Here is a 12,754-nt window from a genome sequence, read left to right as displayed (position 1 = left end):
TTAGCGCCATGTCGCTGCCCCCCGGATTCCTTGATGACCTGCGCTCGCGCGTGACCTTGTCTGACGTTGTCGGGCGCAAAGTCATGTGGGATCAGCGAAAGTCGAACCGGGCGAAGGGCGATTACTGGGCGCCGTGCCCGTTTCACCATGAAAAAACCGCCTCTTTCCACGTCGATGACCGCAAGGGCTTTTACTATTGTTTCGGCTGTCACGCGAAGGGCGATGCGCTGGGCTTCATCAAGGAAACCGAGAACGTCTCCTTTATGGAAGCGGTAGAGATTTTGGCGCGGGAGGCGGGCATGCCGATGCCCGAGCGCGACCCAAGGGCGGTAGAGCGGGCCGACCGGCGCACCGAACTGGCCAATGTGATGGAAGAGGCGGTGAAATATTTCCGCCTGCAGTTGAACACGCAAGCAGGGGCGGGCGCGCGGGATTATTTGGCGCGGCGCCGCTTTCCTGCAGCGGCACTGGAGCACTTTGAAATTGGCTTCGCGCCCGACAGCCGCCAGGGGCTGTTTCAGGCGCTGACCGGCAAGGGGATTGCGCCCGACCTGATTGTGGATGCCGGGCTTTGCATTCGCCCAGATGATGGCGGCGCGCCTTATGATCGGTTTCGCGGGCGGATCATCTTCCCTATTCGCGACGCGCGCGGGCGGGCGATTTCGCTGGGTGGCCGGGCAATGGACCCCAATGCCCGCGCCAAATACCTCAACGGGCCGGAGACCGAGCTTTTTGATAAGGGGCGCAACCTCTATAACGTCGGCCCCGCACGCCAAGCCTGCGGCAAGGGGCAGCCGCTGATCGTGGCCGAGGGTTATGTCGATGTGATTGCGCTGGTGGAGGCGGGGTTCACCGGGGCCGTGGCGCCTTTGGGCACGGCGATCACCGAAGATCAGTTGCGGTTGATGTGGCGTATTTCTGACGAGCCGATCATCGCGCTGGATGGCGATGCGGCAGGCCTGCGCGCGGGGATGCGGCTTGTGGATGTGGCCTTGCCGATGCTGGAAGCGGGCAAAGGGCTGCGCTTTGCCATTTTGCCCGGCGGGCAAGACCCCGATGATTTGATCCGTGCCGAAGGGCGCGAGGCGATGGAAAAGGTGATCTTGGGCGCGCGCCCGATGGTCGATCTTTTGTGGCGGCGCGAGACTGAGGGGAAGGTGTTTGACAGCCCCGAACGCCGCGCCGCGCTGGATAAAACCCTGCGCACCACCTTACAGCGGATCGTTGACCCATCGCTGCGCAGCCATTACGGCGCCGAAATTAAGCGCCTGCGCGAAGAGTTGTTCGGCCTTGGTCCCGTCGCCAATGCGGGCTGGCAGCCGCGGCCGCGGATGCCATGGAAACCGGGTAAGGGGCCGGTGCTGCCACTGAGTTCAACGCGCTCCACGCTGCTCGCCGCTGCCGCAGGCGATGCGGTGGCCGAGCAATTGCGCGAAACGATGTGCCTTGCGATCTTGATCACCCATCCCGCGCTGGTGGCCGAGTTTGAAAGCCAGATGGAGCGCCTGCATCTGTCAGATGCCGAACTGGATGCGCTTTTGACGCTGATGTTGACCCATGCCCAAGATACGCCCGAGGCGCTGGGTGAAACCCTTGCGCGTGAAGCGCCCGCTGCGCTTGAAAAGCTGCTGAACCACCCCCATGTGAAGACCGCCCCCCCCGTGTTGCGCCGGACCGATACCGACTTTGCTCGCATGTGCTTGGCAGAGGAATTGGCAAAACTAACAGCAGCCCGCGCGGTGAAGGCAGAAACGGAAGAAGCCATCGAAGCGCTCGAAGGTCTGGCAGACGAGGGCGTGACGTGGCGAATCACTCAAGCGACGAAGGCCTATCACCATGCGGAAAAGTCGAAAATCAACGACACATCCGACCTTGGCGAGGATCGCGCGGCGATGTCGCAATTCCTGCAATCCCTCCTAGATAAGCATTCTGGGGGCTAAACGCGTCAAAACCGATTCGCCCTCTGTGATTCGCCGTTCTGATTCGATAAAACGGCGGGAAACGATTCGATTCCGTTGCGCACGGCCCCGCGTAACGAAGTCCAGCCCGATGAAGCCCGAGCAAGGAGCGCCCATGGCCGCCAAGGACATCGACGACAGCAAACCCGATACCGCCGCTGACGAGGAGACCTCCTTCGACATGAGCCAAGCCGCTGTAAAGCGGATGATCGCTGAGGCGAAGGAACGTGGTTACATCACCATCGATCAGCTTAATGCGGTGATGCCGCCCGAACAGGTTTCGGGCGATCAGATCGAAGATGTCATGTCGATGCTTTCGGAAATGGGCATCAACGTCGTCGAAGGCGAAGAGGCTGAGGAACCCGAAGGCGGGCAGGTTGTCGAGACCGGCTCCGGCTCGCGTGAGGTTGCGGTTGCAGGCTCCACCTCGGAAACGCTTGATCGCACCGATGATCCGGTGCGGATGTATCTGCGCGAAATGGGCTCGGTGGAGCTGTTGTCGCGTGAGGGCGAGATCGCTATCGCCAAGCGCATAGAGGCTGGCCGCAACACGATGATTGCGGGGCTGTGCGAAAGCCCGCTGACCTTCCAAGCGATCACCATCTGGCGCGACGAACTTCTGTCGGAAGAAATTCTTCTGCGCGACGTGATCGACCTTGATGCCACCTTTGGCCGCTCGATCGACGGCGAGGATGACGAGGAAATGGAAGGCCCGGTCGAAGGCATGACGATGGAGGGCGGGGACAACACCAATGCCCAACCGCGTCCTGCTTCCGACGAGCCCGAATACGATGCCGATGGCAACCCGATCGCCCGCAATGACGACGATGACGACGATGATGACTCGTCGAACATGTCGCTTGCCGCGATGGAAGCCGCGCTCAAGCCCAAGGTGCTCGAAACGCTTGATCTGATCGCGCGCGACTATGCCAAGCTCGCTGAGATGCAAGATCAGCGGATGTCGGCCACGTTGAATGAAGACGGCACCTTCTCGGTTGCCGAAGAAGCCGCCTATCAAAAGCTGCGCTCTGAGATTGTTCTGCTGGTGAATGAACTGCACCTGCACAACAACCGGATTGAAGCGCTGATCGACCAGCTTTACGGGATCAACCGTAAGATCATGTCGATCGACAGCGGCATGGTGAAACTGGCCGATGCGGCCCGCATTCCGCGGCGCGAATTCATCGACGAATATCGTGGCTATGAACTCGATCCGACGTGGATGGACCGGATGGCTGCGAAATCGGGCCGTGCTTGGGCCACGCTGATGGAAAAAAGCGGCGACAAGCTGGAAGATTTGCGCGGGCAAATGGCGCAGGTTGGGCAATATGTCGGCGTCGATATTTCCGAATTCCGCCGCATCGTGAACCAAGTGCAAAAGGGCGAAAAAGAAGCCCGTCAGGCGAAGAAAGAGATGGTCGAGGCGAACCTCCGGCTCGTGATCTCCATCGCCAAGAAATACACCAACCGTGGTCTGCAGTTCCTCGACCTTATTCAAGAAGGCAACATCGGCCTGATGAAAGCGGTCGATAAATTCGAATATCGCCGCGGTTACAAATTCTCGACCTACGCGACGTGGTGGATCCGTCAGGCGATCACCCGCTCGATCGCCGACCAAGCGCGCACGATCCGTATTCCGGTGCATATGATCGAAACGATCAACAAGCTGGTGCGGACCGGGCGGCAGATGCTGCATGAAATCGGCCGTGAGCCGACGCCGGAAGAACTGGCCGAAAAGCTGCAAATGCCGCTTGAGAAGGTTCGTAAGGTGATGAAAATCGCCAAAGAGCCGATCTCGCTCGAAACGCCGATTGGCGACGAGGAAGACAGCCAACTGGGCGATTTCATCGAGGATAAGAACGCTGTTCTGCCGCTCGATAGCGCGATTCAGGAAAACCTGAAGGAAACGACGACGCGGGTTCTGGCCTCGCTCACACCGCGTGAAGAACGCGTGCTGCGGATGCGCTTTGGCATTGGCATGAACACCGACCACACGCTGGAAGAAGTCGGCCAACAGTTCAGCGTGACCCGTGAACGGATCCGGCAGATCGAGGCGAAAGCGCTACGCAAGCTCAAGCATCCGTCGCGCTCGCGCAAGCTGCGCTCCTTCCTTGATCAGTAAGATTTAAACAGATCGCCGCAAACGCCCCCGCAAGGGGGCGTTTTGCTTTGGCTTATACCATCAGCAAGCGGCGCGCTGAAATCCAACTGGTCGCTGCCATCACTCCGGCAGTGGCAAGGCACAGCGCCAGCCCGCCGATTTGGTAGCTAAGCCCCGAAAGCAGCGTGCCCATCAGCCGCCCCGCCGCATTCGCCATATAGTAAAAGCCCACATCACGGGTGATCCGCTCTGCCGATCCAAAAGCCAAAATCAGATAGGAATGGATCGAGGAATTCAGCGCGAAAACCGCCCCGAAAAGTAAAAGTCCCGCCACGAGCGTTACGGTCAGCCAAGGCGCAGGGGCTCCCGCCAGCGCAACCGCCAAGGCGAGACCAAAGGGGATCGGCACCAACCGCCCGGCCCAAGTGATCGCTTTGCGGGTGATGGCGGCTTCGGGCTGCGCTTTGGCCCCCAAAAGTCGGGGCGCAAAGCCTTGCACTGCGCCATAGCCAATGATCCACAGCGCCATGAAGCCGCCTGTTAGGAAAAAGGCTTCGCGGTTCCCTTCAGCAGTACCATCGGCCAACACCGCGTGGAAATAGACCGGGATGCCGACCACAAACCAAACATCGCGCGCACCAAAGAGGAACATCCGCGCAAGGCTGAGCCGGTTCACGCGCGGGTCTTGCGACCGCCAACCGCCCCAACTTTCGGCTGATTTCATCCGCCCCGGCAGACCTTTGGGCAAAAACAGCACCACGGCAGCCAAGATCAGCGTCAGCACGCCTGCCATGCCCCAAACGGCGGGTTTGAATCCGGCGAGCGCCAAAAGCGCCGCGCCAAGGAAGAAGCCAAGCCCCTTCACCGCGTTCTTAGAACCCGTCAGCGCAGCCACCCAACGGAAAAGCGCGCCATCGGCACTGGGCGCCAGCAGTTTGACGGCGGATTTAGAGGACATTTTGGCCAAGTCTTTCGCCACGCCCGAAACGCCCTGCACCGCCATCACAAAGATCACCGAGGCGGTCAGGCTCCATGCCGGGTCGAGCTGCGCCAGCGCCACAAGTGCCCCGATTTGCAAGCCAAGCCCGCCATAAAGCGTTGCCGCCAAGCCAAAGCGCGCAGCAAGCCAACCCGCACCAAGGTTGGTGACAATGCCCGCGACCTCGTAGAGCAAAAAGAGCCACGCCAGATCGACGGGGCTGAACCCCAGCCCGTTGAAATGCAACAGCACCAGCATCCGCAACGCGCCGTCGGAGAGCATGAAGGCCCAATAGGCGGCGGTCACGGCGGCATAGGCGCGGATCGGGTTTTGGCTCATGGCGTGTCCTGTGGTCAAAGACTGTGCGCAACCATGCGGACAATATCTGCCAAGCGGCAGGCATAGCCCCATTCATTATCATACCAAGCATAGAGCTTCAGTTGCGTCCCGTTGATGACCATGGTCGAGGGCGCATCAAGGATCGCTGAGCGCGGATCATTGGTGAAATCGCTCGAGACCAAGGGCCGCGTTTCCACCCCCAAAATCCCTTTCAGAGGGCCTTCGGCCGCGGCGGTGAAAAGCGCGTTGACCTCCTCTGCTGTGGTGGGGCGTTCCAGTTCAAACACGCAATCGGTGAGCGAAGCGTTGAGCAGCGGCACCCGCACCGCATGGCCATTGAGCCGGCCCTTTAGCTCCGGATAAATCAGCGTAATCGCCGTGGCCGAGCCGGTGGTGGTGGGGATCAGGTTTCTCAGAGCGGATCGCGCACGGCGTGTATCTTTCGCCGGGCGATCCACAATGGTTTGGGTGTTCGTGACATCATGCAACGTGGTAATCGACCCGTGGCGAATGCCAAGCGCTTCATGCACCACTTTTACCACTGGGGCGAGGCAGTTCGTGGTGCAAGACGCCGCCGTGATCAGCCGTTGGCTGCCATCGTAAAGCTTGTGGTTGATGCCATAGACAAGGTTCAGCGCATCGCCATCCTTGACGGGCGCGCTTACGACGACCTTTTTAACCCCGGCGGCGAAATAGGGCGCAATCTTCGCGGCGGTCTTGAAGACCCCAGTGCAGTCGATCACCAGATCAATGCCCATCTCGCGCAGCGGCAGGTCTTCAATCTTTTTGGCCTGCGTCAGGCGGATCAACTGGCCATTGAGTTCCAGCGCATTCGCAACTGCGCGCGCCGGGGTGGGCCAGCGGCCATGCACGGAATCAAATTCCATCAACAGCGCGAGTTGGTCTGCATCCCCCGCCGGTTCGTTGATCAGCACAATCTCGCCGCCCGCGCCGGCATCCATCAGGTTGCGCAGGGCGAGCTTTCCCATTCGTCCAAGACCATTCAGGGCGATGCGTGGCATGGGTTACTCCGTCTTCGTTTGTTGGGGGAGGGTATCTAGGCGCTTTTGCAAGGTGCGCCGATCGAGGCTTTCCAGCGGGAGCGCGACAAAGGCTTCGATCCGGCGGCGCAGCTGCGCGTAGCATTCGGCAAAGGCGAGGGCTTTTTGCGCGCCTGTGCCCTCTGCTCGCGCGGGGTCTGGCAAGCCCCAATGCGCGCTGATCGGTTGGCCGGGCCAAGGCGGGCAGTCTTCGGTTGCGGCCAAATCGCACAGCGTGAAGACAAACTGCATTTTTGGGGCCGCAGCCCGCTGGAAGCCGTCAAGCGGCTTTGAAAACAGGTTCTCGGTTGCGTGCTCGTTGCGCGCCAATACCTCTAGGGCGAAGGGATTGGGGGCCGGGCCGGGGCGCGTGCCAGCGGAATGGGCGATGAACCGCTCCGCGCCAAGGTCGCGCAGCAGTGCCTCTGCCATAATCGAACGGGCCGAATTGCCGGTGCACAGAAACAGCACATGAAAGGGGGCGCTGACTTGGGGCGGCTTGCGCAAAACTTCTGGCAAGAGATCGGCGCGGGCATGACCCAGATCGAGCGCCAGATAGCCAATCAAGCCCTCGGTCATGGTTAAATCTGCCGCGTAAAAAAGCGAGCGGCCTTGTCGGGTAACCGTCACCAGCCCCGCGGCGGCCAGATCGGCCAAGTGATGGGATAGCGTGTTGGGCTTGATATGGAGCGCATCCGCAATCTCGGTCGGGCGCACGCCTTTGGGCGCAAAACGCAAAATAAGTCGTAGCGCCGCAAGGCGGTCCGGATGGCCAAGGGTGGCAAAAGCGCGGGCAGCGGCATCATGTTCCATAGTTCATGATTTATCGAAATATAATGGCGCGCGCTAATGAAGCTTTTGTTGCAGTTTCGTGACGGGCGGCGCCCCTGTCGTGAAATCGTCATGCCTTTCCGGCATAAGATGCCATCCACCCAGAAATGCGTCTTGAACCATGCTACCCCGCTTTGCTGCCTTTTTTGCCCTCTCTGCCATCTGGCTCGTGGTCAGTTTTGGCCCCGCTACGGCCTTCCCTTTGCCAAAGGGCGAGGGGCTCAAGACCTTGCGCAAAGAATGCACCCGTTGCCATTCGTTGATGCAAATCTCCAATGCCGATGGCCGCTCGCGCCCCGAATGGGAAAAGCATGTGGTCGATATGACCGATATCGAGCGCCGCCCCGAGGCGATGCGGGAAGTGGTGGATTATCTGACCGAGCATTTCCCGCCCGGCTACTAAGCTTTGCCTAGACGAAGCGTCGCCTGTTATCAGCGTCAAAATGCGCTAGAAGAGCGCAGACGGCCTTTCGGCGATTTGCAGCGGGAGTGGACTGGTGAGCGAAGAAACACAGCGCTTGGCCCTGACATGGGCGACGATCCTTGGCATGGCGGCTGCGGCGCTGTGTCATTGGGTGCTGCCGGGCTATGCGGAAAGCTGGACCGAGGCAGCGGCTTTGGGGCTGGTTTTCCTCACCGGGGGCGTGCCTGCGGCTTCGCGTGCGCTAGAAGCGCTGATCAAGGAACGCACGCTCGATATTGATCTGTTGATGGTCATTGCGGCCGTGGCCGCTGCCGCCGTGGGCGCAGCGCTGGAAGGCGCGGTTTTGCTGACGCTGTTCAGCTTGTCCACCACGCTCGAACATCGCGCGATGGGGCGCACGCGCCGCGCGATTGAGGCGCTGATGGAACTGCGGCCCGACCGCGCACTGAAGCGCGTGGGGGAGACCACGCAAGAGGTTCCGGTGGACAGCCTGATCCCCGGCGATGTGGTGATGCTGCGCCCCGGTGCGCGGGTGCCGGTGGATGGGGTGATTGTTGAGGGCGAGGGCTCGGTCGATGAATCCACCATCACGGGCGAGTCTGTTCCGGTACACAAAGCCCCCGGCGCGCAGGTGTTCGAGGCGACGGTGAACCTGCATGGCGTGCTCGCGGTTGAGGTGCGCAAGCCTTTGTCTGAAAGCACCGTTGCGCGGATGATCGCACTGGTGACCGAGGCGCAGGCCGCCCGCGCGCCCTCGGAGCGGTTCTCGGATTGGTTCGGGCAGCGCTACACGATTGCCGTGCTGGCGGGGGCGATTTTGGCGTTTATCGCCTTTGTCGTGCTGGGCCATGGTTGGCACCAAGCGCTGTATAAAGCGGCGACGCTTTTGGTGGCCGCCAGCCCCTGTGCCATTGTGATTTCTGTGCCGGCGGCGATTTTGTCTGCGCTTGCGGTGTCTGCGCGTGGGGGGGTGCTGTTCAAAGGCGGCGCGGCGCTTGAAACGCTCGCCTCTGTCTCGACCTTTGCCTTTGATAAAACCGGCACGCTGACCACCGGGCGGCAGGAATTGGTCGAGATCCATTGCGCGGGCGATGAAAACGATTTTCTCGCCCGTCTTGCCGGGCTTGAGGCGCATTCCGAACACCCGATTGCCGAGGCGATCCGCCGGGCTGCTGAGGCGCGGGGGCTTAGCCCCGTGACCGTGCGCGAGGCGCGCGCCGTGCCGGGCGAGGGAATGGTTGGCGTCGATGAGGCGGGCGTTTTGTGGGCGGGCAATGCCCGTTTGGCCGCGCGCATGGGCGCGAAAGCCGAGGTCGATGCCGCGCAAGCCTTGCCCGAGGCGGTGCAAGAGGCCCCGCGCACGCTCGTTTTGCTCGGGCGCGGCGCGCATTACATCGGCTCTGCCACCTTTGAAGACCAAGCGCGCAGCTCTACCCCTTATGGCTTGGCGGCTTTGCGCGCCGGGGGCGTGCAACACATCGCCATGCTCACGGGCGACCGCCGCGCCGTGGCCGAGCGGGTGGGGGCAGAATTGCATATCGCTCCCAAAGCCATTCACGCCGATCTGCGTCCCGAGGATAAGGTCGCCCTCGTGGCCGATATGGCGGGGAAAGGACGCGTCGCCTTTGTCGGCGATGGGGTGAATGATGCGGCTGCGCTGGCCCGTGCTGATGTGGGTATTGCGATGGGCGCGGCGGGCTCTGAGGTTGCGCTTCAGGCGGCCGATGTCGCACTGCTCTCTGATGATATCGCGCGACTGGCCGAGGCGCATCGGTTGGCCAAACGCACGGCGACGATCATCCGGCAAAACCTGATCTTTGCGATGGGCGCGATGGTGGTGCTGGTGACCTCGGGCCTCTTCTTCTCGCTGCCGTTGCCAATTGCGGTTGTGGGCCATGAAGGCGGCACGGTGCTGGTGGTGCTGAACGGTTTGCGCTTGCTGACCGACCCGATCCGCAAGCCTACCGCTTAAACCGCCAAAAGCGGCAAGATAACGCCAAGCACCCAAGCAAGGCTCAGCCCCGCGCCGAGCCCGGCGGCCGGGGCCCCCGCGCGCCGCGCCACCCAGCGTGCGAGCAGCCCGTGCACGAGCCAAAACGCCAAAAGCACCGGTAGCGCCATAATCACAAACATCCGGTCGTCATCGCCCAGTGCGACGGTGGCGCCAAGCGAGGCAAGCACCGCAAAACGCGCCAGCACCCGGCGCCAAAGCGCACCGCGCCCGGCCTCTGTCACCAAAGCATCCCCCAGCATGAAGGGCAGGGTGCCAAGCGCCAAAACGGCAATCAGCAAAGCACGCTCCGGCGAGGGCCAAAAATTGGTGAAATAGCGGTCAATCGCAAAGCCAAAGACACCGATGCCCCAAAGCACAAGCGCCCCTGCCGCTGCCCAATGCAACCGATCGCGCAGCCCCACGCCGTGCAACAGCGCGATTTGCAGCACGCCATAAAGCGCCAGATGCGCGGTCAACGCGCTGATCGCGGTCACAGGCAGGGGGTTGGTATGGAAGGCAAGCAGCGCCAGCGGCGTGACACTCGCAGGCACAAAAACGGCGAGGAGGAACCGTTTTAGCGGCACCTCACGCGGCCCTGGCCCCTTTTTCAAAAGCGCGACCATCGGGTGGAACAAAAGCACAAGCCCGGTCAAAAGCGTGCCGATCCAAACGCCCATCGCGTCAATGGCGCCCGTGCTCGTGCGCCCGAAGGCACGGTCGAGCCAGTCGCGCGCGGCGGTGATCGCTGTGGGGCTGTAAAGCACGCCCACATGGCCCACATGCGGGGCTACCACGGCGCGGCGCTCCACATCGCCCGCCACCGCCAGATCGCCCTCTTGCGCGGCGGGGTCCACCTGCGCCACAGCCTTGCGCGCGAAGTCGCGCAGCATCCCCTCCCACGCCCCCGAAATGAGCAAAAGTCGGGGCGGCGCGCTGGGTGTAATCGCCTCGGAAAAGCTTGAAATTGCGATCACAGCGGTGATCGGCGTGCCTGCCGCGGCCTCTTCCTCGGCGGCGCGGATGATGATGTCGGTCGCCATCGAATGGCCCAAAAGCGCGACGCCCTCTACCCCCGGCAGCGCCCGCGCGGCGGCGACCACCGCGCGCGTCTCGGCCATAAGGTAAACCGTTGTGCCCTCGATCTTCGTCACATCGCCGCGCATCGGCGTGGGGTTGCGCCCTTGCCCCTCGTAATCGAAGGCCAAGACCCGATAGCCCGCCTGCGCCAGCCGCAAAGAATAGCCGAGCATGATCTGGCGCGAGCCCGCGAACCCATGCGCCACCACCACCGCAGGCCCATCGGCCCCCGGCATCTGGTATAGCGTCACCGGCGTTGTGCCCACCGCAAGCGGCGTCATTTCTACGCCCATCCGCTCGCGTTCCAGCATCAAAGCCGAAACAACAACAAGGATCAGGGCAAAGAGGCCAAGGGCGGCATGGCGGATCGGATGAGTCATCGGGCTCTTTCGGCGGGCGTTTTGCTGGAATGCGGCTAGGGTCGCGTGAAACCTGCGCGGGTGCAATGGCGGCGGCAACAGGTCGCGCCGGAGCTGTGCAAGAAACGGCCCCCGCGCGCAATATTCCGAATGTTGATGGCAAATTTGCCGCAATCATTTCGCAAATGGGGGTGGGGCAGAATGTCAACCTTCGAAAGAGTTGAGTTAATGCGCGGCTTCTGGATTATTAAGTACAAAGTATAACGCATCGGCGCGCGTGGCCGGGCTGTCTGTTTTGGTGCCCATTTTGAACCGGGCAGGCGGTCGCTGTCGGTCCGCACGGTGGCGATTCAGCCACTGGCCGATCCATTTGGATATCGGGGACCAAGCCATGGCGCTGCAGACTGTGAATTTTATTGACGGCCACCAAACCCGCCGGGCGCAATTCGCGGCGCCCAAGCGGTTGCTGCATAGCACCGCACTGGCGCTGGTGATGGCCGCGATGCCAATGAGCCTCTCTGCACAAGTTATTTGGGATGGGAGTTCCGACACAAACTGGGACGATGGTACGAACTGGGTTGGGGATGCAGCGCCCGGAGGGGGGGACACGGCCGAGTTTAGTGATAACACAGCGGTAAACCAGCCCACGTTGAACAGCGATCAATCCGTTGCCGCGACGACGATTTCAACGGGCATTCTCACCATTCCCAACCACCTGACGTCGCCCACCGTCGCAATTTCGGGAACGGGGACCGTGACGGTGGATACGGCGAGCGGCATCCTGACCTCCGCCACCGGTGTTACCATCACGGATTCGGGCACGTTCAATCTCGTCAACTCTAGCACCTTGCAAGGAAGCGCCACTTTGAGTGCGGGAAGCTCTGCGACCTTCACGCTCAACGGTGGCTTGGTCACGAACGATCTTACGATCAATGGTGGCACGGCGAACCTGACCAGCGGTGTTGTGAGTGGCACGACCTCCGTGGCCGCACCTGTCAGCGTCACGAACAATGCAACGCTTTCTGCAGTGTCGAATGCGGGGACGTTCGTCAATGCGAGTACAGCGGGGGCCGTGACGAACTCTGGCGACGGTACGAACGACGGAACGATTGCAAGCCTGTCGAACACGGGGGGTACCTTCCTCAACAATGATACGATCACTGGCGGGGTGGATGTTTCCGCAGGCACGGTCACGAACGCGGCGACGGGCGCGATGAATGGCGGGGCGCTCGTTTCGGGCGGGGCGCTCGAAAACGCGGGGCAGATTGCAGGCGATGTGTCTGTGACGGGGGGGGCTTTCACCCTGAGCGACGGGTCGTCGGTGACTGTGGGCGCGGCCTCTGGTGATGTGACAATTGGGAATGACAGCGGTGCCGCGACGTTCGTTGCGACGGGGACGAGCAGCATTGCCGGGGCTTTTTCGGTGGGAGCGCAGGGCACGGCGACGGTTGGAGATAGCGTGACCCCCGTGGCCACTGCGCTGACGGTTTCTGGGACGACGGATGTGACTGGGGCTGGCGGCAATGCTGCGGCGCTGTCGGTTGTTGGCGGCGCGACGTTCAACACCGGCAATGTGACGGTTGGCTCCGATGGCACGCTGACGGTTGGGGATGCGGATGCGCTGACGCTTGAGAACATGAATGTTGGCGGTGG

Annotated in this window: 9 protein-coding genes; 5 read left to right on the top strand and 4 right to left on the bottom strand. The window is 61.8% G+C overall.

The genetic code is table 11. From position 1 onward, the window contains the following. Positions 1 to 8: 8 nt before the first annotated feature. Positions 9 to 1,940 carry a DNA primase gene (dnaG, locus tag CRO18_RS11935; RefSeq protein WP_097082277.1) on the top strand — a complete coding sequence of 644 codons (1,932 nt, stop codon included), beginning with the start codon at positions 9 to 11 and terminating at the stop codon, positions 1,938 to 1,940. A gap of 133 nt (positions 1,941 to 2,073) precedes the next feature. Continuing rightward, positions 2,074 to 4,080, top strand: coding sequence for an RNA polymerase sigma factor RpoD (rpoD, locus tag CRO18_RS11930; protein ID WP_076483754.1), 2,007 nt, complete (start codon positions 2,074 to 2,076; stop codon positions 4,078 to 4,080). Between the two features lie 52 nt (positions 4,081 to 4,132). On the opposite strand, the gene arsJ is transcribed toward rpoD, so the two are convergent. From arsJ to CRO18_RS11915, 3 genes are read right to left on the bottom strand one after another with little or no spacing between them, the layout of a single operon-like run. After that, positions 4,133 to 5,377, bottom strand: a complete 1,245-nt coding sequence (arsJ, locus tag CRO18_RS11925) for an organoarsenical effux MFS transporter ArsJ (RefSeq protein ID WP_097082276.1) — start codon at positions 5,375 to 5,377, stop codon at positions 4,133 to 4,135. 14 nt (positions 5,378 to 5,391) lie between these two features. After that, complete coding sequence (locus tag CRO18_RS11920; protein WP_097082275.1) at positions 5,392 to 6,399, bottom strand: ArsJ-associated glyceraldehyde-3-phosphate dehydrogenase; 1,008 nt, start codon at positions 6,397 to 6,399, stop codon at positions 5,392 to 5,394. A gap of 3 nt (positions 6,400 to 6,402) precedes the next feature. Further along, positions 6,403 to 7,230 carry a helix-turn-helix domain-containing protein gene (locus tag CRO18_RS11915; RefSeq protein ID WP_097082274.1) on the bottom strand — a complete coding sequence of 276 codons (828 nt, stop codon included), beginning with the start codon at positions 7,228 to 7,230 and terminating at the stop codon, positions 6,403 to 6,405. Between the two features lie 280 nt (positions 7,231 to 7,510). Between CRO18_RS11915 and CRO18_RS18840 the strand changes: the two genes are divergently transcribed. Both CRO18_RS18840 and CRO18_RS11905 read left to right on the top strand, forming a co-directional pair. Then, the gene (locus CRO18_RS18840; RefSeq protein ID WP_170952652.1) at positions 7,511 to 7,651 is read left to right on the top strand and encodes a hypothetical protein; all 141 of its coding nucleotides are present in this window, start codon (positions 7,511 to 7,513) and stop codon (positions 7,649 to 7,651) included. A gap of 145 nt (positions 7,652 to 7,796) precedes the next feature. Next, positions 7,797 to 9,644: a cation-translocating P-type ATPase gene (locus CRO18_RS11905; RefSeq protein ID WP_170952662.1), complete on the top strand. Its 1,848-nt coding sequence runs from the start codon at positions 7,797 to 7,799 to the stop codon at positions 9,642 to 9,644. Here CRO18_RS11905 and CRO18_RS11900 read toward each other — a convergent pair. Beyond that, positions 9,641 to 11,122 carry an alpha/beta fold hydrolase gene (locus CRO18_RS11900; protein ID WP_097082271.1) on the bottom strand — a complete coding sequence of 494 codons (1,482 nt, stop codon included), beginning with the start codon at positions 11,120 to 11,122 and terminating at the stop codon, positions 9,641 to 9,643. The two genes, CRO18_RS11905 and CRO18_RS11900, sit on opposite strands and share 4 nt — an antisense overlap. Positions 11,123 to 11,492: 370 nt before the next feature. Here CRO18_RS11900 and CRO18_RS18835 point away from each other — a divergent pair. After that, positions 11,493 to 12,754, top strand: a 1,262-nt coding sequence (locus CRO18_RS18835; protein ID WP_394341449.1) for a beta strand repeat-containing protein, incomplete at its 3' end; no start/stop codon positions are given.

Source organism: Rhodobacter sp. JA431, from assembly GCF_900217725.1.
Taxonomy (GTDB): Bacteria; Pseudomonadota; Alphaproteobacteria; order Rhodobacterales; family Rhodobacteraceae; genus Rhodobacter; species Rhodobacter aestuarii.
Note: the sequence above shows the minus strand (reverse complement) of the source record. Positions and strands in the feature narration are given on the sequence as shown.